The sequence below is a fragment of the Neobacillus ginsengisoli genome, assembly GCF_030813055.1.
Window position 1 is genome coordinate 88967 of the sequence record NZ_JAUSTW010000005.1, and the last position, 24524, is coordinate 113490.

At 38.2% G+C, this 24524-nt stretch carries 24 protein-coding genes; 4 read left to right on the plus strand and 20 right to left on the minus strand.

The window, feature by feature from the left end:
* Positions 1 to 153 precede the first annotated feature (153 nt).
* The 9 genes from J2S10_RS15785 to J2S10_RS15825 all read right to left on the minus strand — a co-directional run bounded on the left by J2S10_RS15785 (position 154) and on the right by J2S10_RS15825 (position 11925).
* Entirely contained in the window at positions 154 to 2037 is a 1884-nt protein-coding gene (locus tag J2S10_RS15785) for an ABC transporter ATP-binding protein (RefSeq protein WP_307409448.1), read from the minus strand.
* Positions 2034 to 3761 carry an ABC transporter ATP-binding protein gene (locus J2S10_RS15790; RefSeq protein WP_307409450.1) on the minus strand — a complete coding sequence of 576 codons (1728 nt, stop codon included), beginning with the start codon at positions 3759 to 3761 and terminating at the stop codon, positions 2034 to 2036. Before J2S10_RS15790 ends, J2S10_RS15785 begins: the two co-directional genes overlap by 4 nt.
* An 18-nt stretch (positions 3762 to 3779) precedes the next feature.
* Positions 3780 to 4229, minus strand: coding sequence for a MarR family winged helix-turn-helix transcriptional regulator (locus tag J2S10_RS15795; protein WP_307409453.1), 450 nt, complete (start codon positions 4227 to 4229; stop codon positions 3780 to 3782).
* 180 nt (positions 4230 to 4409) lie between these two features.
* A complete protein-coding gene (locus J2S10_RS15800) occupies positions 4410 to 5171 on the minus strand; it encodes a hypothetical protein (protein WP_307409455.1) in 762 nt (253 codons plus the stop codon).
* A 102-nt stretch (positions 5172 to 5273) separates the two neighbouring features.
* Positions 5274 to 7712, minus strand: a complete 2439-nt coding sequence (gene parC, locus J2S10_RS15805; RefSeq protein WP_307409457.1) for a DNA topoisomerase IV subunit A — start codon at positions 7710 to 7712, stop codon at positions 5274 to 5276.
* Positions 7709 to 9688: a DNA topoisomerase IV subunit B gene (gene parE / locus J2S10_RS15810; RefSeq protein WP_307409459.1), complete on the minus strand. Its 1980-nt coding sequence runs from the start codon at positions 9686 to 9688 to the stop codon at positions 7709 to 7711. Before parE ends, parC begins: the two co-directional genes overlap by 4 nt.
* A 292-nt stretch (positions 9689 to 9980) precedes the next feature.
* The gene (locus J2S10_RS15815) at positions 9981 to 10394 is read right to left on the minus strand and encodes a CoA-binding protein (RefSeq protein WP_307409461.1); all 414 of its coding nucleotides are present in this window, start codon (positions 10392 to 10394) and stop codon (positions 9981 to 9983) included.
* A 114-nt stretch (positions 10395 to 10508) separates the two neighbouring features.
* Positions 10509 to 11354: a sensor histidine kinase gene (locus J2S10_RS15820; protein WP_307409463.1), complete on the minus strand. Its 846-nt coding sequence runs from the start codon at positions 11352 to 11354 to the stop codon at positions 10509 to 10511.
* A 349-nt stretch (positions 11355 to 11703) separates the two neighbouring features.
* Positions 11704 to 11925: a stalk domain-containing protein gene (locus J2S10_RS15825; protein ID WP_307410041.1), complete on the minus strand. Its 222-nt coding sequence runs from the start codon at positions 11923 to 11925 to the stop codon at positions 11704 to 11706.
* Positions 11926 to 12043: 118 nt separating this feature from the next.
* Here J2S10_RS15825 and plsY point away from each other — a divergent pair, with 118 nt between their 5' ends.
* The 4 genes from plsY (at position 12044) to J2S10_RS15845 (ending at position 14652) form a co-directional block, all read left to right on the plus strand.
* Entirely contained in the window at positions 12044 to 12628 is a 585-nt protein-coding gene (plsY, locus tag J2S10_RS15830; protein ID WP_307409465.1) for a glycerol-3-phosphate 1-O-acyltransferase PlsY, read from the plus strand.
* Between the two features lie 125 nt (positions 12629 to 12753).
* On the plus strand, positions 12754 to 12933 hold the full coding sequence (locus J2S10_RS15835) for a hypothetical protein (RefSeq protein ID WP_307409467.1): 180 nt from the start codon (positions 12754 to 12756) through the stop codon (positions 12931 to 12933).
* A 175-nt stretch (positions 12934 to 13108) separates the two neighbouring features.
* Positions 13109 to 14260: a CapA family protein gene (locus J2S10_RS15840; protein WP_307409469.1), complete on the plus strand. Its 1152-nt coding sequence runs from the start codon at positions 13109 to 13111 to the stop codon at positions 14258 to 14260.
* 95 nt (positions 14261 to 14355) lie between these two features.
* Positions 14356 to 14652, plus strand: a complete 297-nt coding sequence (locus J2S10_RS15845) for a HesB/YadR/YfhF family protein (protein ID WP_307409472.1) — start codon at positions 14356 to 14358, stop codon at positions 14650 to 14652.
* A 50-nt stretch (positions 14653 to 14702) separates the two neighbouring features.
* On the opposite strand, the gene J2S10_RS15850 is transcribed toward J2S10_RS15845, so the two are convergent.
* The 11 genes from J2S10_RS15850 to abc-f form a co-directional block, all read right to left on the minus strand.
* Positions 14703 to 15611, minus strand: coding sequence for a Gfo/Idh/MocA family protein (locus tag J2S10_RS15850; RefSeq protein WP_307409474.1), 909 nt, complete (start codon positions 15609 to 15611; stop codon positions 14703 to 14705).
* Between the two features lie 46 nt (positions 15612 to 15657).
* On the minus strand, positions 15658 to 15954 hold the full coding sequence (locus J2S10_RS15855) for a hypothetical protein (RefSeq protein WP_307409476.1): 297 nt from the start codon (positions 15952 to 15954) through the stop codon (positions 15658 to 15660).
* A gap of 18 nt (positions 15955 to 15972) precedes the next feature.
* Positions 15973 to 16401, minus strand: coding sequence for an acyl-CoA thioesterase (locus J2S10_RS15860; protein ID WP_307409478.1), 429 nt, complete (start codon positions 16399 to 16401; stop codon positions 15973 to 15975).
* Between the two features lie 33 nt (positions 16402 to 16434).
* Positions 16435 to 18750, minus strand: coding sequence for an AAA family ATPase (locus J2S10_RS15865; protein ID WP_307409480.1), 2316 nt, complete (start codon positions 18748 to 18750; stop codon positions 16435 to 16437).
* Positions 18751 to 18872: 122 nt separating this feature from the next.
* Positions 18873 to 19112 (minus strand): small acid-soluble spore protein Tlp, encoded by a 240-nt coding sequence (gene tlp / locus J2S10_RS15870; protein ID WP_307409482.1) that lies wholly within the window; start codon positions 19110 to 19112, stop codon positions 18873 to 18875.
* A gap of 134 nt (positions 19113 to 19246) precedes the next feature.
* A complete protein-coding gene (locus J2S10_RS15875) occupies positions 19247 to 19390 on the minus strand; it encodes an acid-soluble spore protein N (RefSeq protein ID WP_307409485.1) in 144 nt (47 codons plus the stop codon).
* A 66-nt stretch (positions 19391 to 19456) separates the two neighbouring features.
* On the minus strand, positions 19457 to 19588 hold the full coding sequence (locus J2S10_RS15880; protein WP_307409487.1) for an FbpB family small basic protein: 132 nt from the start codon (positions 19586 to 19588) through the stop codon (positions 19457 to 19459).
* Between the two features lie 148 nt (positions 19589 to 19736).
* Positions 19737 to 20273 carry a redoxin domain-containing protein gene (locus J2S10_RS15885; protein WP_307409489.1) on the minus strand — a complete coding sequence of 179 codons (537 nt, stop codon included), beginning with the start codon at positions 20271 to 20273 and terminating at the stop codon, positions 19737 to 19739.
* Between the two features lie 147 nt (positions 20274 to 20420).
* Positions 20421 to 21215 (minus strand): class II aldolase/adducin family protein, encoded by a 795-nt coding sequence (locus tag J2S10_RS15890; protein ID WP_307409491.1) that lies wholly within the window; start codon positions 21213 to 21215, stop codon positions 20421 to 20423.
* Between the two features lie 24 nt (positions 21216 to 21239).
* A complete protein-coding gene (gene mtnA / locus J2S10_RS15895) occupies positions 21240 to 22286 on the minus strand; it encodes an S-methyl-5-thioribose-1-phosphate isomerase (RefSeq protein WP_307409493.1) in 1047 nt (348 codons plus the stop codon).
* Positions 22287 to 22530: 244 nt separating this feature from the next.
* Positions 22531 to 24252, minus strand: coding sequence for a ribosomal protection-like ABC-F family protein (gene abc-f / locus J2S10_RS15900; protein ID WP_307409495.1), 1722 nt, complete (start codon positions 24250 to 24252; stop codon positions 22531 to 22533).
* Positions 24253 to 24524 lie beyond the last annotated feature (272 nt).

Below are 24524 nucleotides of genomic sequence, written 5' to 3' on the forward strand. Positions count from 1 at the left end.
AAAATTGACTTTTTTTCTTGCAGCAATTTTTCTAAACCTCTCTTCATTCTTCGGTAAAATCAGAATTAAATCTCCCCTAAAAGTTCCAAAAAAAAAGCGTTTGGAATGCCCTGTCTGAGGCCTTCCAAACGCCTAAACCTTATACATAATTCATCAACCTGCATCTTTAATCTGATTGTGACCCGAAAACTGACTGTTATATAAATCAGCGTAGAATCCGTCTTTTTCGAGAAGTTCCTTATGATTTCCTTTTTCTATCACGCTTCCGTTATTCATAACGAGAATTAAATCAGCATCACGAATGGTGGAAAGCCGGTGGGCAATGATAAAGCTCGTGCGGCCATTCATTAAATGCTTCATCGCTTTCTGGATTTGCACTTCCGTACGGGTATCGACACTGCTCGTTGCTTCGTCAAGGATGAGGATTGCCGGGTCAGCAAGAATAGCCCTGGCAATCGTTAATAATTGCTTTTGACCTTGAGAAATATTAGAAGCTTCTTCATTTAGAATGGTGTCATACCCATCCGGAAGTGTTCGAATAAAGTGATCTGCATTGGCTGCTTGAGCCGCTTCGATGATTTCTTTTTCCGTAGCTCCTTCTTTTCCATAGGCAATATTGTCACGAATTGTGCTATTAAAGAGCCATGTATCCTGTAGGACCATTCCGAATAAACTTCGTAAGTCGTCCCGTTTTAATTCCCGAATATCAATTCCGTCAATAAAAATCGTCCCGGAATTGATTTCATAGAAACGCATTAATAAATTAATAAGTGTAGTCTTTCCGGCTCCCGTTGGACCAACGATTGCAACTGTTTGACCAGGTTTAACATCAATATTCATGTCCTCAATTAACATTTCTTTTTCCTCATAACCGAAGGAAACATGTTTGAAGCTTACTTCACCGTTAGGATCGTCGACCACTTTTGCATTAACGGCCTCGGGAATTTCCTCTAACTCATCTAGTATTTCAAATACGCGTTCGGCACTGGCTATTGTGGACTGGATTACATTTGCGATCATTGCAGTTTGAGTAATTGGCTGGGCAAATTGTCGCGCATATTGAATAAAAGCTTGAATATCCCCTATTTCAATCGATCTTTTGGTGACCAGTATCCCCCCTGCAACTGAGACGAGTACATAGCCGATATTATTTACAAACGACATTAACGGCATAATCATTCCTGAGACGAATTGCGCTTTCCAACCGGATTGATATAGTGTCTCATTGATGGCCTCAAATTGTTCGATTGATTTTTTCTCATGTCCAAACACTTTTATAACCTTGTGACCTGTATACATTTCTTCTACATGTCCGTTTAATTGACCAAGTGCCTTTTGCTGCCCTTTGAAAAATTGTTGCGATTTTTTAGCAATACTTGCAGTTGCTACAAAGCTGAGCGGGAGTGTAACTACCACAATCAGCGTCATCAATGGACTAATGGTAAGCATCATAACAATAACTCCGACAATCGTTACAACCGATGTGATGAGCTGGGTCAAGCTTTGCTGCAAAGTAGTGCTGATATTATCAACATCGTTGACGGCACGGCTTAGGATTTCCCCGTGGGTACGTGAATCAAAATATTTTAACGGCAAACGGTTAAGTTTTTCATCCACTTCTTTACGCAAATTGAATACTGTTTTTTGTGCTACCCCAGCCATTATAAATTGCTGAATATACGCAAAAATGGCACTCAAAATATAAAGTACGATTAAAAGGATAATAATCTGACCAATATAATCAAAATCGATTTTGGCACCAGGAACACCTTTAAACTTCAACATCAACCCTTCAAATAGCTTTGTTGTTGCTTTCCCCATGATCTTCGGGCTGACAATGGAAAAGACAGTACTTATAATCGCGGTGATTAATACAGCTAAAAGTTGTAATCTATGTGGTTTTAAGTAGCTAATTAATCTCTTTAGTGTTCCTTTAAAATCCTTTGCTTTTTGGACAGGCATCATCCCGCCGCGAAAGCCAAATGCGCCGCCGGGCCCTGGTCCTCCCGGTCTTTGGCTATTGGTCTCTTTGCTCATGCGATTTCCTCCTCCGATAGCTGCGACATCACAATCTCACGGTAAACCGAACTTGTTTCCATCAGGTCACGATGTTTACCGATACCGGCAATTTCTCCATCATCTAAAACGATAATCTGATCCGCATCCATGATGGTGCTTACCCGTTGTGCCACTATTAATACGGTTGAGTCAAGTGTTTCTTCTTTTAACGCAACACGGAGCTTGGCATCGGTTTTAAAATCTAAAGCGGAAAAGCTGTCATCAAAGATATAAATTTCCGGCTTTCTGATAAGAGCTCTCGCAATTGATAAACGCTGCTTTTGTCCGCCTGAAACATTTGTTCCTCCTTGGGCAATTACTGCATTAAATCCTTCCGACATATTTGATATAAACTCAGTTGCTTGCGCAATTTTCGCAGCATACTGTACTTCTTCATCTGTAGCATTTTCTTTTCCAAAGCGGATGTTTTCTGATATGGTTCCGGTAAACAGAATCGCCGTTTGCGGCACGAAGCCAACCTTTTCCCGCAAGCTCTCTTGCGTCATTTCCCGTACATCGACACCGTCAACAAGAACCCTTCCGCTATCAACATCATAAAAACGCGGGATTAAATTTATAAGCGTTGATTTCCCGGAGCCAGTACCTCCAATAATGGCTGTTACTTCCCCTGGTTTCATTGAAAAAGAGATATTTGAAATCGCGGGCATTTCAGCACCGGGATAGCTGAACGAAACATTTTGAAATTCCACGAGCCCTTTTTTGCTTTCAACTAAGGTTGAAACTGCCGGATTCTTAATATCCGCTACCATTTCAAGTACTTCGTTAATTCTTACTCCGGAAACAGATGCACGCGGGATCATGACAAACATCATCGATAGCATAATAAACGAGAACATGATTTGCATTGCATATTGAATAAATGCCATCATATCACCGACCTGCATGTGACCGTTGCTAATTCGAATCCCGCCAAACCAAATAATCGCTACGGATGTAAGATTAAGAACAACCATCATGATCGGCATCATTGCGGCCATGATTTTATTTACTTTTATGGCTGTAGAGGTTAAATCAAAATTGGCATCATTAAAACGTTTTTTCTCATGTTCCACCCTATTAAAAGAGCGAATAACACGAATGCCGGTTAAATTCTCCCTTAAGACACGATTAAGATTATCCAATTTTATCTGCATCACCTTAAAGAGTGGAATCCCGCTTCTCGCAATAATGACAATGGCAAGGACTAAAATGGGTAATGCAACACCAAGGACAATTGTTAATTTAGCATCTTTAGAAAACGCCATAATAATGCCGCCAATACACATCATTGGAGCCATTGCCATCATTCTTAGCATCATCACCAATACTTGCTGTACTTGCGTGATATCGTTGGTAGTTCTTGTGATGAGTGATGCCGTTCCGATCTTGTCAAACTCATGCAGTGAAAAATCGCCTACATGTGAAAAAATCTTGCTTCTTAGTGATTTGCCGAATCCAGATGCCACTTTTGCTGAAAAGAAACTGGCAGTGATGGAACAAACCATCCCACCTGCGGCTACTAACAACATAAAACCGCCAATATTCCAAATATAGTGGGTATCGCCAGTTACCACACCTTTATCGACGATATCTGACATCAATGTCGGTAAATAAAGTTCAGATAGGGATTGCAGAAGGACAAGTACAAGTACAGCCGAAACGGATAATGCAAATGGCTTTAAAAATTTGCTTAATTTGATCAAGTATCTTCAACTCCATTCTTAAGGGTGAATCAGTTGATTGAAATATTGATGCACTTTAGAGAGTAATTGAGCTAACTGTTCACTTTCGTCTTCCCCTAGGTAATCAATTAACCCGGCAAAGGTTTCATTAAACGCTGATCTTGCTTGCTCTGTCACTTCAATACCCTTTGAAGTGAGTTTAATTTTCACAGCACGTCTGTCTTCGGGATCGACAGATCGTTCGACCAAACCATCTTTTTCTAGTAAATTAATAATCTGCGTCACCGTTGGTGGAGTTACATGCAGTTTCTGACTAATTTCAGAAACCTTTAAATCGCTCTTTTCATCTGTTCCGTGTTTAATCGTAACAAGAACCTTGAATTCACTCGGGTTATAACCGGCAATTTTTTTCTCATGCCAACCCGTTTTTTTAAATTGTCTAAATGCATGTAACAGTTTTTGTGCTGCAGGACTCTCAAAATCTGCCATTTTTACCACCTCGTTTTTATTTCTAATACAAATAGTTAGGTTACTAATATATTTACATACCTAAGTATATTACCACTATATTTATTCGTCAATTTTGAAACAAAAAAAATAAACACAGGATATCCTATGTTTAAGTTTGTGTAGTAGCTCTGAATAAACAGAAGTGACAACTATCAAAGCTTATTTTTGTGCCGCCTCTTTTTGAACATCCGCATTCACTAGTTTCCAATTGCCGTTAAGGTAAATCCAATAAGTTTCTACGTATGCAATGGTATCTGCGTTGACTATTCCGGTTATTCTTTGAATCCCTTTTAGACCCATTTCATTGCCTTTGAAGGAATTGGGAACTAGGGTGCTGTATGGATTAACGGTTAATTCTGTTGGTTCATTTAATTTACCGTTATGGTAAAGTCCAAGTTTTTTATAGTATTTTATCCGATCGTTTAAGTCAAATTCATACGTTTTCCCTGTTGCCGTCAGATTTATAGTTGCCTTATAGCCATCAACATAACGGCTTTCTACTTCCAATGGTTCAGGTACAGTTAAATTTGTATGGATAAAATCCTTAAGCGAAAATAAATAGTTGATGGTAATGCCGCCGCTTCCTCCTGTTAGGACACTGGCAAATAGATCTTTTACACCATCATGGTTAAGGTCAACCAGCTGAAGTGATGCTTTCGCTCCACTTTCTAAAGGAAATTTATACGTTTTACCGTTTGAGGCGGCTACATCAATATAAATCTTTTTCAGATAAGAATCTTTATCTCGATAGGGAACACCTTTTAGCCAGATGACTTCATTTTGTCCATCACCCGTAATATCTGTTTCTTCTTTTAGAATGGTGACTGTTTTTGCATTAGCCTCAATGGCATATACTCCTGTAATCGCTGTAAGTGATGAAAGAAAAAATGCAGCAGCGATAATTAAAATCTCTCTTTTCATCATAATCCCCTCCAAAATCTGATACATTCTAGTATGCCCAATATTGGGAAAAAGATGAAAAAAATAGAGGTTGACGAAATTACGTCAACCTCAAATCAAAGTTTATTCCACCGGTTTTTCCTCTGCTTCCACTTTCCAAACAGTGGTAACTTTACCATTGTCACCTTCATCTAAGATAAAGGAGCCATTTGAGTAGCGATCACTATAACGAATTTCTTCAGCCTTAATTGTTTCAATATGTCCCTTTTCTGTCTGAATAAAAATCGTATCCTGATTATGGGCAACAACGAATCCCATAATCCGATGAGGATTTGCTTTAAGTTCACGGAGGATAACAACCCCGCGTTTTGCACGTGTAGATTTCTCAAATTCTTTTAATTTCATACGCTTCACGGCCCCGCGTTGTGTGGAAATAACAATGGTCTGGTCGCTTTCAGGCATAATAATCTTGCCGCCAACCACCGTGTCGCCATCTTTTAAGTTAATGCCTTTTACACCGGCCGCGCGGACACCAACAATACTAATTTCCTCTTCCTGGAACCATAATGCATAACCAAATTGAGTAATAAGGAAAACTTCCTTTGATCCATCTGTAAGATGAACATCAATGACTTGATCGTCATCTTTTAAATTAATACCGACAAGTGGTTTTGAGTACCGCTGCGCTTTGTATTGTTTTAATTCTGTTTTCTTAACCATTCCATTTTTCGTGATAAAAACTAAAAAGGCTTCTGTCTCAAAGTCCTTTACTGGAATGGCTTGAATAATTTCTTCGTCACGTTCAATTGGAATGATATTCGCAACATGCTGACCGAGGTCTTTCCAACGGATATCAGGAAGCTCGTGAACAGGGCAGAATAAGTAATTCCCTTTATTTGTGAATAGAAGGAGGACATCTTTTGTATTCAAATCGAGCTGTGCCAACAGACGATCTGAATCCTTCATGGCAAAATCCTGTCCGTTTGAAGCTGCATAGGAACGACCGCTGGTGCGTTTCACATACCCTTGTTTGGTAACCGTGACAATTACGTCTTCACTAGGCACCATGACCTCAAGATTAATTTTAATCTCTTCGATTTCTGCCTCGATTTTGGAACGGCGCTCGTCAGCAAACCGTTTTTTCACATCTTTTAATTCTTTTTTGATTACGGAGAATAGTTTTTTCTCACTTTCTAAAATAGCAGTCCACTCTTCAATTTTCTTTGCTAATTCTTCCGCTTCATTTCTTAACGCGGTAATGTCTGTGTTTGTTAAGCGGTAAAGCTGTAAGGATACGATCGCTTCAGCCTGGAGCTCTGTAAAATCATACTTTGCAATTAAGTTGTCCTTGGCATCGCGTTTATCCTTAGAAGCTCGAATCGTGGCAATCACTTCATCGAGGATCGATAAGGCTTTCATTAACCCTTCGACAATATGCTGCCGTTCTTTAGCCTTATTCAGTTCAAATTGTGTTCTTCGTGTAACAACTTCCTTTTGATGTTCGATATAGGCATCCAGGAGCTCTCGAAGTCCCATTAATTTTGGCCGTTTTTTATGGATGGCCACCATATTAAAATTATAGGTAACTTGAAGATCACTATTTTTATATAAAAAGTTTAAAACACCTTCGGCATCGGCATCTTTTTTTAATTCAATGACAATACGAAGTCCTGTACGGTCCGTTTCATCACGAATTTCAGAAATACCCTCTACCTTTCTGTCGAGGCGGAACTCATCCATTTTTTTGACAAGATTAGCTTTATTGACTTCATATGGGATCTCTGTAATAACAATTTGCTGCTTCCCGCCGCGAATTTCTTCGATCGCTGCCTTCCCGCGGACAATGATTTTCCCTTTACCAGTTTCATAGGCTTTTTTAATCCCATCAACACCTTGAATGATGCCTCCTGTCGGGAAATCAGGTCCTTTTATTATCGTCATTAGCTCATCAACAGACACATCAGGTTGATCCAACCTCATGATTACACCGTCAATCACTTCTCCCAGATGATGCGGGGGTATTTCGGTTGCGTAACCGGCTGATATCCCGGTAGAGCCGTTAACCAGTAAGTTTGGAAACATGGCCGGTAAGACGGTTGGTTCCTTTGATGTATCATCAAAGTTTGGAATAAATTCAACGGTTTGCTTTTCTATATCACGTAATAGTTCAGTGGCAATCGCAGAAAGCCGGGCTTCGGTATAACGCATCGCTGCAGGCGGGTCACCATCGACACTGCCGTTGTTTCCATGCATTTGTACCAAGACATTTCTAACTTTCCAGTCCTGACTCATCCGCACCATTGCCTCATAAACAGAGGAGTCACCGTGCGGGTGGTAGTTACCGATTACGTTCCCGACTGTTTTTGCGGATTTTCGGAAGCCTTTATCGTGGGTATTGCCTTCCACGTGCATGGCATACAGTATTCTTCGTTGAACAGGTTTTAAGCCATCTCGTGCATCCGGCAGGGCACGTTCTTGAATAATGTACTTACTGTATCTGCCAAAACGATCGCCAAGTACATCTTCAAGAGGTAAGTCACGGAATTGTTCACTTATGCTCATTCTTCAATGTCCTCCTGGGCGATCGTAATATTTTCATTTTCCAAAATGGTGTCTTCCTCTTCCAGACCAAATGCTACATTACTTTCAATCCATTTGCGCCGCGGTTCAACCTTGTCGCCCATAAGCGTTGTCACACGTCGTTCTGCTCTTGCAATATCATCAATTTTTACACGAATCAGTGTCCGGGTCTCCGGGTCCATAGTCGTTTCCCATAGCTGGTCGGCATTCATTTCCCCAAGACCTTTATAACGTTGAATAATGTAGCCTCTGCCCACCTTTTTTAAGGCATCCTGAAGCTCATCCTCATTCCATGCATACTCAATCACTTCTTTTTTTCCTGTTCCTTTACTCACTTTATATAAAGGAGGCAGGGCGATAAACACTTTACCTGCTTCAATAAGCTGCTTCATATAACGGTAAAAGAAAGTAAGTAATAATACTTGAATATGTGCTCCGTCCGTATCTGCATCAGTCATAATGATAATTTTATCGTAATTAATATCCTCAACGTTAAAATCTGCACCTACTCCGGCACCGATAGCATGAATAATCGTATTGATTTCTTCATTTTTAAAGATATCCGCCAGTTTTGCTTTTTCAGTATTAATAACTTTACCCCGTAAAGGCAGAACAGCTTGAAAGCGGCGGTCCCGGCCTTGTTTGGCAGAGCCTCCCGCAGAATCACCCTCCACCAAATAAAGCTCATTTTTCTGTGGATTGCGTGATTGTGCCGGCGTCAGTTTACCGGATAATACAGCCTCTGAACGTTTGCGTTTTTTCCCGCTTCTGGCATCTTCCCGGGCTTTTCTCGCTGCTTCCCGGGCTTGATAGGCTTTAATCGATTTTTTAATAAGCAAGGAGCTAATATCAGGGTTTTCTTCGAGGAAATAGGAAAGATGTTCTGAAACAACAGCATCTACGGCAGATCGGGCTTCGCTTGTTCCTAATTTACCCTTTGTTTGTCCTTCAAATTGTAGCAGTTCTTCGGGAATTCGAACGGAAATAATCGCGGATAGTCCTTCGCGAATATCTGAGCCATCAAGGTTTTTGTCTTTTTCTTTTAACAGGGAAATCTTTCTAGCATAATCATTGAATACTCTGGTCATTGCGGTTTTCGATCCGGCTTCATGTGTTCCGCCGTCCTTTGTCCGTACATTGTTGACAAAGGATAGAACATTTTCTGAATAGCCATCATTAAATTGGAAAGCAAACTCCACTTCGATGCCGTTTTGTGTGCCTTCAAAGCTAACAACCGGGTGGAGCACGTCTTTTTCTTCGTTTAAATATTCAACAAACGCTTCAATCCCATTTTCATAATGAAAGACTTCATGAAAATCATTGCGGTCATCGATAATCTCGATTTTTAATCCTTTTAACAAGAACGCTGATTCTCTCAACCTTTCACATAAGGTTTCAAAATTATACGTAGTCGTCGAAAAAATAGATGGATCGGGCTTAAAATGAATCGTGGTCCCTGATTGATTTGTTTTGCCGATTTTTTCTAAAGTTGTAACAGGTTTACCGCCATTTTCAAAGCGTTGTTCATAGACGAACCCATCGCGCTTGATGGTAACAGTTAACATTTCCGATAATGCATTTACAACAGAAGCACCGACACCATGTAATCCGCCGCTGGTTTTATAGCCGCCTTGGCCAAATTTCCCCCCCGCATGGAGAACAGTTAAAATGACTTCAGGCGTAGGTTTACCCATTTTATGCATCCCGGTTGGCATTCCGCGTCCTTTATCAACGACGCTAATGGAATTATCTTTGTGTATGCGAACAATAATGTGATCTCCGAAACCTCCAAGTGCTTCATCAACCGCATTGTCCACAATCTCATATACAAGATGGTGCAGACCGCGTGAATCGGTACTACCAATATACATTCCAGGGCGCTTACGAACGGCCTCAAGACCTTCAAGCACCTGTATGGCATCATCATTATAATCAAAGGCTTGCTGATTCCTTGCCACTAAAATACCCCTTTCATACCTTACAAAAAGAAACATCCTTCTAATTGCTAAAATAAATAGTTGATAAATCATTCGTTTAAAAGATTCGATAATCCTTTAATAAATATAATAAAGAACAAGTGTTTGTCGTTACTATTCTACCACATGTTCTTTCGGCGTCTATGCTTAATTGTAGCGATTTATTTCGATTTGGCAAATACGTTATTTGAAACAACATATTTTTGTAATAAAATTTTTGGTAAAAAAGAACAAAAATGACTGCCGTTTTTTTGGCAGTCATTACTTATTTTTCTTATTTTGTTAAAGCGTGCTCTACTTTAATACAGCGGTCCATCACTATCGTATAGCCCTTATCCTTTAAGAATTCATATGCTTCCTGATTGAAAAGTCCGAGCTGTGCCCAAAATACATCGGCATCAATTTGAGCAAATTCTTTGGCAACATCAAACAATTCCTCCGAACGGCGGAAAACATTTACAATATCGACATGCCCCACAATATCCTTTAGTGACTTAACTGCTTTTACGCCCAGCACTTCATCCACTGTAGGATTAACAGGGATGATTTCATATCCCGCATTTTTCATTACCTCTGTTACTTGGTAGGAGGTGCGGTTAGGTTTATCGCTTAGACCGACAACAGCTATCCTTTTTGCTTTTTTTAAAATAGCTCCAATTTCTTTACGGCTTGGATTTTCGAAGCCCATACGATTCACTCCTTAAATCTTTTTCTTTATCTTACCTTTTTCTGCTAAAAAAACATAATGATACTTCTTAGAAAATTAAAGCGCTTGAACGCTGCGGAGCTTTATTGCAATATCCTAAAAAACAGATGCAAGTTCCGGTATAATTACTGAGGTCACTTTAGGAACCGATAAACTGAACCTTGCACCATCACCCGTATTGGCCACCTGGACACTACCATTCATATTTTCTAAAATCATTTTGGTCATATAAAGCCCCAGCCCAGTTCCATGAGCCCTTGTTGTAAAGTAAGGGTCAAAAATCATATTGATGATTTCCTGTTCAATTCCACCCGCATTATCGATAAATTCTGCAATTATATGATCTTCTGTTTCAGTGATTTTGATTCGTATTTTTCGATTTTTAATATCACGGTTTACAAAAGCATCTCTGGCATTGGTTAAAATATTAAGAACTACCTGGCTATATTCATTTGGATAACCATAAGCTATTTGCCTGCCCCTGTATTCAAACTCTACTTGGATATCATGGTTTTTTAAGCTTGATGAGAAGACTGAAAGGGCATCTTCAATCGATTCAGCCAGGGAAAAGGAAGTCTTTTCTTTATTTGGGCGGTAAAATTTCCGAAAATCATTGATGGTGCTTGACATATGGTTAATTTGAATCATGCATTCCCTAGTAAATCGGTCAATATATTGGTTGTTAATCTCTCCGAATTCAGAGGTTTCTTTCACATCTTGTATCAAAAGAGATAAATTAGTAAGCGGCTGGCGCCATTGGTGACCAATCGTTGCAATCATTTCTCCCATAGCAGCAAGCTTTGATTGTTTAATTAAGATTTGGACTTTTTGCTTATTTTTGGCCATCTCTTCCTGAATTCTTTTTTCTAAAATGCCAATCACTGCCTCATACTTTTCTGCAAGAGCCCGATAGCTTTCTTCATTTTTATTCAGTTTTTCCATAGCCCACAAGCCCCCTAAAAAATAGTTACCTAAATTATAGAGTTACAAAAATACTCATTCAATGAATTATCAAATGATTTGAAAATTCTCCATATTTTTGTAATAAAATAGCCTTTTATTGTTCGAACTTTTGAAACAAAAAAATAGACCGGCAAGGGTCTATTTTTTTGTTACGGTTGTATCTGTATTCATATCCAGGGCTGTCCAGGCAGTTTGGTCACCAAAAAATCTTGACCAGCTTGCAACCCCTGCTAAATGATTGGTCATTGCTAAGTTTACACGTTTGTGTAAGGATAATTCATCCTCGATCCAGATTTTATAGGTTGCATTCTCGTTTGAATCGTAAAATTCAGCATAATTTCCTATCTGCTAATTTCTTATGGTGGATCGGATAAAAGGTTAATATCGGATCAATTGCAACAAAGATTTCTTCATTTTTTGATACTATCGGCGATAATTCTAATTTAATTGGCTTTTGATTAACAAAATAGGTTAATGAAGCGGTAGGCATTTGGACTACTTTATCCGAGGTTGTTATAATGACCGAATGAGATTTCTCATCATAAATGATAGTACAACCGGGGAATTTTCACAAATTCCTATCTGTTAAAACGAAACCAAGATGGCGTTTTCGTAAATACATGGTAAAATAAAAGAACTGGATCTTTTTATAGAAGGAGAAATCATTAATGGTTCAAATTATTTTAGTCATGGTCCTCGCATATTTGCTTGGTTCGATCCCTTCCGGATTAATAATTGGGAAAGTATTTTATAACACGGATATCCGACAGCATGGGAGCGGAAATTTAGGAGGAACCAATACCTTTAGGGTTCTTGGTGTCAAGGCGGGTTTAGCTGTAACACTTGCCGACATTTTAAAGGGAACCCTTGCAGCATCTCTTACCCATTTTTTCCATTTGGATATAAATCCATTGATTGCCGGAGTTTTTGCTGTTTTAGGACATACTTATCCTATTTTTGCCGGCTTTCGTGGTGGTAAGGCGGTCGCAACTTCAGGCGGAGTGGTTTTGTATTATGCTCCGTTTATATTTTTAACTGTTCTCGTTGTCTTTTTTATTAGTTTATACATAACAAAATTTGTTTCTCTCTCCTCTATGCTTGCAGGTGTATGCGCAGTAATTTATGCCATTATCATTGGAGACATCCCTTTATTGATTGTAGTTTCCTTTATGGCCTCATTTGTGATCTATCGACATCGAGCCAACATTAAAAGAATCATTAATAAAACTGAGCCTAAAATTAAATGGCTATAAAGGACCGAAACGGTTCTTTATAGCTATTTTTTTATTCATGAAAATTTCAATTTCACTACCGTTCATTCCTATATTTTTCTATTACAATAAAAGTATAAAAGCCAGCTTATAAAGGAGCGGTTCAAATGTTAAGTCTTCAACAGGAGTACATTTTTTCAACCATTGTTTCTGAAAAAAACCAAGAAGATGACTTTGTAGTTGAATTTTTTTCATGTAAAACAAGTAAACGGAATGAATGTCAACCAATTAAAGTAACCCATAATTTTGATGAATTAATTGATTTTTTTGAAGCGTTGGATGATTAATCTCATAGACTAGAAGGCGGTGGACTTAGTCTAGCGCCTTTTATATTTTATGCAGTTGAAACCGGCTTTTTAAAAAAAACTTGAAAAAATCGAAAAAATCACACATTAATATAATATAGTATTTTTAGTATCCTAAAAAAGTATTTGCTTTAATGGGTAGTTTAAAGGAGAAGATATGAAAAAGAAAGTTATCATTCCGTCTTTATTAATTATTATGGTATGTATTGCATTAGCGGTTTCTCTTATCATTCAACAACAAAAAAATAAAGAAATGTTAGAGCGTTTCCATCCAATGAGACTGCATGTGCTGAGGCTCCAATCTGACATGCGGCTAGGTTTGACTGAAAAAATAACCATTGGTGCTATTGGAGATGTTCTTATCCATGATGTCGTTTATCAAGATGCTTTTAATGGAAAACAGTATAATTTTGATCCGATATTTGAAAATGTGAAAAGCCTTTTGGAGAAACCGGATATTCTCACAGCCAACCAAGAAAGTATACTGGGCGGAATCGAACTGGGACTTTCCACATATCCCATGTTTAATAGCCCCCACGAAGTCGCTGATGCTCTCGTACATTCGGGTGTTGATATTGTATCAACAGCCAATAATCATTCATTAGATAAAGGCGAAAAAGGCATTGATTCCGAAGTCGCTTATCTGGATAAAATCGGCTTACCGCATGTTGGTAGTTTTACAGATGATAAAGATAGGCAGAAATTAAGAATCATTGATAAAAATGGCATTAAAGTTGCCTTTCTTTCCAACACTTATGGGACAAATGGGATACCAATTCCTAGTGGAAAATATTTCCTGGTTAACTTGATTAATCGTGATCTCATGAAAACGGAAATTCAGCGGGCCAAAAAAGAAGCAGATGTGGTTGTTATGAGCATTCACTGGGGTGTTGAATACCAACGAATTCCGAATAATGATCAAAAAGACCTAGCCAATTTTCTTGCAAACGAAGGGGTTGACGTCATTTTTGGTTCCCACCCCCATGTTTTAGAGCCAATAGAATGGATTAAAACAAATGATGGCAGGAAGACACTTGTCGTCTACTCTCTAGGTAATTTTATTTCCAGACAATTCGATGACTATAAAGATATCGGAGGAATGGCTACCATCGATATCACGAAGCATATTTCGGAAAAAGGAGATTCGCTTTCACTGTCCAATCCAGTTTTTTATCCAACGTATGTTTCGAGTCAGAACTTTAAAAACTACCGGGTCATTCCGTTAGAAAATGCGGGGCCGTATGGTCTTCCAACTGCAGATGCAAAATATAAAGAAATTCAAGATCATATGTTCCAATGGCTGCGATAATATCGTGCCCTTTTTTAGGTACAGTGGTTTATATTCGATTCCTATCGAAACTTCTAATATAATAACAATATAGACCTCTAAGAAGGGAGTATCATATGAACATTCAAATTACGGGTGAAGCAGCGGAATGGTATAAAAAGGAGCTCGGTTTAACAAGCGGTGATTGTGTTCGTTTCTTTGTACGTTACGGCGGTTGTAGTACTGTCCAAAGTGGTTTTTCCCTTGGTGTTACCAAGGAAGAGCCTATCGATTTAAGTGTAAAAACAGTCCGGGATGGTATTACATTTTATATTGAAGAAAAAGATGTATGGTATTTTGATGAACATGACTTAGTTATTGAATTGCAACCGGAATTTGAGGAACCAATTTTCCATTATCAAAAACACGAATAAAAGAAAACTAAAACAAGCACACTTGGAGCATTTTCCAGGTGTGCTTGTTTTTAATTTTCTAACTCACGAACAATTTTTTCACATATTTCATGTGTTAATAATGAATTCAATGTAGATACGGATGGGAAGGTATTGGTGCGTACAGATGTAATAAACTCAGCTATGATTTGTTCAAAACCTCTTTTAAATAAAGTGGTGTCCCAATTATTAAAGGATAGTTTTGTATCTTTGTTATTAGAATGAATTATTAGGTCAGTTAAATTATGGACTGTCCTTTTTTCATCAGGCCCCATGATTTCAACTTTTTCTTCTTCTGAACCGCTGTCTCGATTCATAATCGCGATTCCAGTCGAATCATTTGAGAAAAATTGGGCGGTCACATGGTAAAGCAGGTCCCCTTTTTTTCTTCCATGAACAATAAGGTTTAGAATTTCATCATCGTTCATAAGGTAGCGAACGGTATCTATCACATGAATAAAATCATCAAACACAAATGTCCGAATATCTCCAGGGAGGGAATGGCGATTTTTCTGCATGATCAGCATGTTTGGATTTACTACTTCCCTCAGGGCTTGATATGCGGGTGCAAACCTTCTATTAAATCCGGTCATCAGAATTAACTTTCTTGTTTCCGCTATTTCAACCAGTTCTTTAGTTGTTTCAAAATGATAGGTTATTGGTTTATCGACATACACATGGATATCATTGAGTAATAACTCTTTGACAATTTCATAATGTGATTCGGTGGATGAATGAACGAAAGCAGCATTGATTCCGCTTTTAATCAAAAATTTTAAACTTGGATGGATATTAGAAAATCGGTACCTTTGACTTATTTCTTCAAGTTTTTCTTCATTTCTTGTAAAAAGATGCAATTCCAATTCTTTCATACTGCTAATAACAGGAAGATAAGCCTTTGCCGCAATATCTCCTAACCCTATGATTCCAAGCTTTAACATATCCTTACCTCCCAAATACATCTAAACAAGTTATTGGCAGGAACATTTAGGACCCCCAAATATGGTCAGAAAGACCTTCCTTTTTGAGAATGTCTTTTTGTCTGTCTCCGATAAGATCAAAATGTGAGTAGCCATCTCGTCTGATGTGGATCCATTCTCTTTTTAACCCATAATTTTTGCCCCATTCAGCGAGTCTATCAAGATCATTGCAGCCTACCTTCGTTACCGTTTTAGAGGCCGGGAATCTGTCATCAAGCCAATAATGGGTTAAAAAAGCTATTTCACCACGATCAATCTTCTGCTTCCAGGCGATTAGTTCGCGTTTTTTTATTCCAAATGCCAACCAAACCACTCCACATCCCTATTTTTTCTTTATTTCTTCGTACTTTAAATACCACTCGGGGAAGACTTTTTTAAAGGCAGCAGGTTTAAAGTTATCTTTCCTGACAATGATATGCGTTGTTGTTCCTACTGCACAAGTATCTCCATCGCCATTTTCGACTGAATAGGAATAAATCGTCTTAATCCCATCACTAAGGTCAATCCATGTTTTGACACAAGCCTTATCTCCGTAACGTAAAGGTTTTTTATATGTAACCTGGACATCGTAAACAGGCGCATAGAATCCCGCCTCTTCCATTGCAATATAAGAATACCCTACGTCCTCAATTAGTCCTGCCCTGCCGAGCTCGAAAAATTTTAAATAATTGGCATGATAGATGACACCCATCATATCTGTATCTGCATAATATAGCTGAATTTCGCGACTTGAAACAAAAAAATTATCCATTTTTAATGATTCCTCTCAAACCCTTTTGGTCATTTATTTTAATTTATCTAACGCTTTTTTTACATCTTCTTCTTCAATATAAATAGACTTTGCAACGAGGTGATCGTCAGGTTCTTCACCCGTCATTAACCTCATAGCTTGAGCTTGAATCATCTCATCAACCAAATTGGTAGCAAATCGTCCATTTCCATTGAACAGTAATTCTTCCATTGTTTCCTGTAATAAACTCCTTGCGGCTTCAGTCAATTGGTACAAAAAGCTTTGTGCATATGCATCCATAATGGAAAGGAGTTCTTCAGCCGAATAATCAGGGAAAAGAAAAAATTTCTTAAATCGGGATCGCAAACCGGGATTACTTTCTAAGAGATTGTCCATCTCGTTCGGATAACCGGCTAAAACCACAACCAGGTTTTCATTATGTTTTGTCATTTCATCCACGAGAGTATCGATGACCTCTTTTCCAAAATCACCGGAGGATTGTCCAAGAAGCGAGTAGGCCTCATCAATAAATAAGACCCCTCCAAGTGCCTCTCTAATCCTTTTCTTTGTCTTACCCGCGGTTTGTCCAACATAACCGGCTACAAAATCGGCCCTGCTTGCTACAATTAGATGCCCTCTTTTTAATATTCCACATTCCCGAAGAAGCTCTGCATAAATTTTTGCAACCGTCGTTTTCCCTGTACCGGGGTTACCTGTAAAAACGGCATGTAACTGAATCGGAACAGTGGGAAGTCCTTTTTTCCTTCGAAATTGCTGCATGGTCACGAAGGAAGCAAGCGACTTCATTTCTTCCTTTATTGAATCAAGACCGATTAAACGGTTAAGTTGTTCGATTGCCGGTTCATTTCTTTCTTTTTCTTCTACAACAAAGTCAACTTTATTTAGTAAGGCAAATTGCAAAATGTCTTGATCTTGTATCTGTAAATAAGAGCCTTTTTTAAATATTGCATCCAATACAAGATTCCGAACAGTTCTGGCGTTTCCAAAGGTATCGTCCACTCTTTCTTGATCAAGCCGATGGTTCACCTCGATTTTAGCCTCATCAGTAAGGATATAATCATTCTCTGCTGCCATTTGCTCAGCAATCTTAATAAGCTCTTCATTTGAATAGTTCGGTAAATGGATAAAATTTGACTGAGGAAAACGACTTCTTAATCCCGGGTTGGCATCAATAAAGGAACGCATTTCTTCCGGATACCCGGCCATAATAACGGCAAATTTTCCACCGTACTCTTTCCCTGTCATCAGCGAAACAAGTGTATCAATTGCCGTTTGGCCGTAATCATTCCCTGTTTGTCCCTCTCGCTTAAGACTATAAGCTTCGTCAATAAATAACACCCCGCCGATGGAGCGTTCGACGACCGCCCTGACGTTTTCTTCTGTTTGCCCGATAAATGCACCTACAAGTTGGGACCGGTCCGCCTCAACTACTTCGGCACGGGGCAAAACACCAAGCTCGTGGTAGATTTTTGCTAATAACCGTGCAATGGTTGTTTTCCCTGTACCGGGATTACCCATTAAAATCATATTTAAGCTTAGTTCATCTTTAATTTGAAACCCCAGCTCTTTCCGCTGCTTTTGGTATTTTAAGAATCGGTAAAAATCATTTACACGCTTCTTAACCAAATCCATTCCGATCATTTCATTCAATTGATCGAGTACATTTTCAGAAGATTTTTCCGTCTCCTCTTCTTTTTGAAAAAGCTGTTGCCATTCCAGTTTAATTTTTTCTAACTCGGTCAAATTGCTTTTTAAATCCTCGTAATAGGTAGATGTATGGAAAACCCCTGTGATGGACTGTTCATATTCCTCTGCTGCTTTTAAAAGGCTTACCGTTGTTTCGATAGCGGAAGAAAGAAGGTCTGCACGCTTTTTATTTTGGGCATAAAGGTCCTTATTTACTGATGGAGAAACTTGATCTAAAATAGCGGTTAAATCATGTAAATGATCGTCAGCTTCCGTTAAAAAAGTTTGGCAGATTTCTATGTATTGCTCAGCAATTTTCTTCTTAGCTGTACGATTATCCGTTTCTCGTATAGATGGAAACGTTAAAATGCCGAGAATGTCTTGCTTCTTCTTCCAATCATCCTGCAACAAAAATTCTTTTGCTTTTTTGTTTGATGGATCAAGTTCAAGTGCTTTTTCCATCCAAACCTGTGCTAATGAATTCCCCTTTTTTCGTCCAATCCGTGAAAATGCAGCAATCACTAAAATTTGCGATAAAATGACAGGATTGGTTTCGCTGCATAAAGCATTTATTAATTTATTTTCTTCTGTAATAAATCCGTATTCTTTCAATTCTTTTTCCCATTTTATTAATTGACCGTTCAATTTAATTTGCTGATTCATAATAATCACTTCTTTATCAAAATTTCCCTTTTATCTTACCACAACAAACTCAAACACACTAAATAAGAGGTTTTACGAGAACAAATGAAAAGACCTGTCTCTAAGAAACAGGTCTTATGGTTCTATTCGGTCTGATTCTGATTCGCGTTTGCTTCGTCTTGTATTTCAGAGCGGAATGAATTAATGCTTTCCCGTCTACGCTCATTTTTCGCTTCAATTTGCTGGCGTTGCTGTTCGCTGTCAGTAAACTGCAGTGATTCTTCTGCTTTTCGAATATTTTCTTCCGTCTCTTGAAGCATGGATTGCAATTTTTCTACATTATCACTACGGTCATCTGGTTTCGGTTTGTTGTTATATTCCATTGTAATACCTCCATGAGTTGTTGATGATACAGATATAGTTTGTTACGAAGAAGCAAAAATATCACAAAAAAGTGAGTTTTTTCAAACAAAAAAGACCCAAGGCACTTAAGCCTACAGGTCTTACAGTCATAAGATTATTCGCCTTTAGTTTGTATAACTTGAGCATGCTTTCCGGAAGTATCCTGCATTGATTTACCTTTATTTCCTCCAAATCCACGAGGTTGTGTTCCTATATGGTTTGGTGCAAAGTGTTTACTATCTTTTTTTGGATTTCCCATGTCATGATCCCTCCTTATTTACATTTTGTCCAAATGTGAGCAGAACATGAATGGTAATCAATGTGATTACTCAGCTTTACCAAGGCGTTTTTCTTCTAAGCGTGCTTCAATTTTTTCCATTGCAGCCCGATCTTTCATCAGTTGGCTTTTATTTTCGGATACAAGTTCTGCAAAGGAACGTTTTCTAGGTTTTCTCATTCGTATCACCTTCCTTAATACCTATTGTAACAGTTATTATGCCCGCAATCGGTTTCAATTATTACAACTTTTTGAAAATTTCATCGTATTTCAATTTTTGAAATGTGGAATATAAAAAAAGACATTGGCGAATGCCAACATCTTTTCCTTATTTAAGACTTTCGGTAAATTGCTTCATGACAGCAAGTTGCATGGCACCCGTAAATTTATTTTGAATAATCCCATTACTGTCAATAAAATAGGTGGTTGGAATAGAAATGATTTGATACATCCCATTTACCTTATCTTCCGTATCGAGAAGTACGGGGAAGGTGATACCGTTTTTATTCACAAATCCTTTGACATCTAGTTGGGGATCAATATTAACTGCTAGAATAACGACATCTTTTCCAACTTGTTTAGAAAATTTCTCCATCTCAGGCATCTCAGCTTTACAAGGAGGACACCAGGTTGCCCAGAAGTTAAGCATAACTTTTTTTCCTTTTAATGTAGAAAGCTTTACTGTTTCACCAGTCAATGTTTTTAACTCAAAATCAGGTGCTTTTGCACCGATTTGAAGACCTTCAGTTTTGGTTGTTTCTTGGCTGGCTGGATTCCCGGGTTCTGCCTTTTTATCCATTGCCTGTACGATTGCTACAGTTAGTAAGGATATTAAAACTACAGCAGCAATAACTTTTTTTACCATACACTGAACCCTCTTTCATTCAATTATGTGCTACATTGATTTTACACTATATAGTCAGTTGAAATAAAGCTTGTGTATGCCAATAATGTGAACATTTAAAGTACAGTTTTTCACAAAATTAAAAAAGCAAGCTGATACGCTTGCTTTTTAATCCTTGTTATTCAACGAATCAAGAATATTCTTTGTGACTCTCTCGACAATGAGGTTTATATCAAATTCGGATAAAGAGCGTTCTAATGCAGGCGTTATTTTCTTGGCATTGATTTCCTCTATCGTTTCAGCACCTAATGGGGAAACACCTCTAATGCCCATTTTTGTTTTTATAGATAGTAGCTCAGCAACCTTCCTTTGGGAAAGTTCTCTGTCTCCGTTTATCTGTTTGGCAAGCCAATTGATTTTTGCATTGAATTCAAGTGATTCCATTAAATAAAAGGCATGATCAAGACTGTTGCCCCATGTTAAAGCGCCATGATTTTCTAATAGGACGCCCTGATGGTTATGAACGTATTTTTTAATTGCAGCAGGAATTTCTTCAGTAGACGGTGTTCCATATTCTGCCACCGGAATCGTTCCTAAAAAAACGACTGATTCCGGCATAATGGCTTGATCTAAAGGTATTCCTGCTATCGCAAACGCAGTTGCATAAGGAGGATGTACATGGACCACCGCATTTATTTCAGGTCGTTCCTTATAGACTAAAAGATGCATTTTCATTTCAGATGTGGGCTTCCAATCGCCTTCCAGAACATTTCCGTGTCTGTCCACTTTCAAAATCATTTCGGGGGTCATAAATCCCTTACTAACACCAGTCGGGGTAATTAGAAATTGATTTTCACTGATCCGTATCGACAAATTGCCGTCATTGGCAGCGACAAACCCTTTATCATAAATTCGTTTCCCGATTTCACATAATTGCTTTTTATTGTTGATTTCTGAAGTCATAGACAACCTGCTTTCCATTCTTAATCATTGAAAAAGTTTAGGAAGCTCTTCATGGTAATTACCTGATAATATCCCTTTTTCGGTAATAATAGCGGTAATGTATTCGTGCGGTGTCACATCGAATGCAGGGTTAAACACTTTCACACCTTCAGGGGCCGTTCTTTTTCCAAACCCTTCGGTAATTTCAGCAGCATCTCTTTCTTCGATTGGAATATCACCACCCGTTTTGGTTTCTAAATCAATTGTCGACAGCGGTGCTGCAACGTAAAAAGGAATATTATGGGCTTTAGCGAGCAAAGCGACACCGTACGTTCCGATTTTATTAGCAACGTCTCCATTTGCCGCTACACGGTCACAGCCGACAATAACAGCCTGAACCCATCCCTTTTGCATGACCATGGCAGCCATATTATCCGTGATGAGGGTGACATCAATCCCTGCCTGCATCAGTTCCCATGCTGTTAAGCGGGCACCTTGCAAAAGCGGTCGCGTTTCATCAGCAAAAACCTTGATATCCCATCCTTTTTCCTTAGCCAAATAGAGAGGTGCCAATGCCGTACCGTAACGTGCCGTAGCGATCCCACCTGCATTACAATGCGTTAGGATTCCCATTCCATCTTTTATTAATGTGAGTGCATGTTCGCCTATTGTTCGGCATACATCTTCATCTTCACTGCGAATTAAGTGAGCTTCATTTTCGAGTGCTTCTTTTAGGTTTGAGACCGGAAGTTCTTTATCTGTCCTCGCCCGATCTTCCATCCGCTTCAGCGCCCAAAATAAATTAACGGCGGTTGGGCGGGAAGTCGCTAAATAGTCTGAGTACTTTTTAAATACAGAATAAAAATCTTCGAATGAAGATTCCGGTGCATCTTTGATTCCAAGCAGTAAGCCATATGCTGCCGCAATGCCAATTGCCGGCGCACCGCGTACCTTTAATTGTTTAATGGCATCCCAAGCATCTTCGATTTTTGTGATTTCAAGGAATTCTGTTAGATTAGGAATTTTGGTTTGATCTAATATTTTTAAGACTCCGTTTTCATAAGAAACAGATTGCATAAATGAAGTGGTCATAGAATATTCATCTCCTCTAGCTGAACAAGTATATGGTTTTCGTTATTTTTTCAATCATAAAACTTCTATCATTGTAATTTTAACAATATCCATGACATATGCAATACTTTTAATTTTTTGAACCTTACCTATGTAAATTTGTTAAATGCAGAGCTTAATTGGGCGGATGAAAAATTCTTAGTTGATCACCCGGTTGCACCATAGACTGAGAGAAGAGAGCAGAAAACTCCGCTCTCTTGCTGTTTTAACCCTTAAGCTTTCTCTTTTCATTTAGTAGTTCATGAAATTCCTTATCAAGCTGGTGATATTTACTGTCCTTCTGATCGATTAATGAAAGTTGACCTAGGACTGTGGCAATCTTATTTTCAATGACCAGCAAATCCTCTTTTTTACTACCCTCACTCTTTTTATTCTTATTAATATATTCCTCAGGTGTCATTTCAAATCGTTTAATGGTTTGATGTTCAAACACAAACAAACGATCGCAAAGTTTATTTAGAAAATAATAATCATGTGAAACAGTAATCAGTGTGCCAGTGAATTCGGATAATGTTTTCTCAAGCTGTTCCCTGCTGGGTAAATCAAGATGATTGGTTGGTTCGTCTAAAATAAGAACGTCATATTCTTTCATTAATATCTCAACTAGTTTTACTCTTGTTCTTTCTCCAAGGCTTAGCGCCCCTATTGCTTTCGTAATAAGCTGTTCTTTTAAACCAAGATTGGCAAGTAGTGTTCTCGCACGGAAAATTTCTTGTTTTTCTGTTAAACCTAAAGCATCAATAGCACTTTTATTTTCAGGAAGATCTAGAACATCCTGGCTTAGATAAGCAATTTTCATCGATTCACTCTTCCAAAGCTCCCCCTCTGTCACTAACTCTTCCCCGAGAATCATCTTAATTAAAGTACTCTTTCCGCAGCCATTTTCGCCTATCAATCCGATACGTTCACCATGATTAATATAGAATTGAGAATTTTGAAAAAGAGTCCTGTTACCGAAGGATTTTGCAAGCCTATTCGCTTCAATGATACGTTTACCTCTTTTTCCATGGTCATCAAACTGAAATTGTACTTTCACATTTTCAGGGGGTTTTTCAACATTATTTTTTTCAAGCTCATTTTGCAGCCTTTTCATTTTAGATTTTACTTGGTTATCTAACTTTTTGGCCTTTACGCGATGATATTCCTTAAAGCCATTTTGTCTTTTTGATGGACCGCTCCCCTTTTTTGTGGAATCGCGATGAGCTTTCTCAGACCAAGTCTTTAATTGTTCCATTTGCATTTCTATTTTTTCTTTTTGTTTTTGCTGCACTGCATATTGATGAAGCTGGTTCGCAGTTCTTTTCTGTTTCTCTAAGTGATAGTCACTATAATTGCCATTAAAAAAATTGATTTTTCCATTTTCCAATTCAAATACACGAGTGACGGTTTTATCTAAGAAATGCCGGTCGTGTGAAATAATAAGAACAGGACCTTGGAATTTATCCAACTCGGTAACTAGCCAATTGATTCCCTTCATATCCAAATGGTTCGTCGGCTCATCTAAAATTAATAAATCAGGTTTTGTCGCCCATACCATTGAAAGTGCCAGCTTTAATTTTTCACCCCCGCTTAAATGGTTTAAACGTACATCATCCCATTTGTAAGCTTTATTAAGTCCGAGTTGACTTGCGTGCTGCAACATATCATTCTCACTAGGTAGTGACTTATGGAAATGATTAAATCCATAATCAATAGATTGTGTTAAATAGCCAATAGTACAATCATTTGTTTTTTCAATGATTCCCTTATCAGGTTTGATTCTGCCGAATAATAAATTGGCAAGTGTGGTTTTACCCGTGCCGTTGTAGCCGACAAGACCGATCCTTTCTCTATTTTTTATCTCAAATTGGACGTTAGTTAAAATTTTTCTTAACTCAAAACTCTTTTCCAACCCTATTACTTTTAATACAGTCTGATTATTTGGCATAAAAAAACTCCCTTCGAACGAACCTGAAGAGAGTAAAAATATGTAATGATCACCATTCAAATTGGTCAACAAATCAACCTATAAAGGTTTATAAATGGTTTATACGATCAGGACATAAAAAGGATAGACTAATCCTATTCTTCAGGTTCATTATTTTCGATTATTCGAATAATGAGATGAAAAATAAGATTATAACTTCATGCCTCTTTACCATTCCTTTTCGTTTTATTACTTTTATTTTATTGAAAATTGGTTTAGATTGTCAAACATTT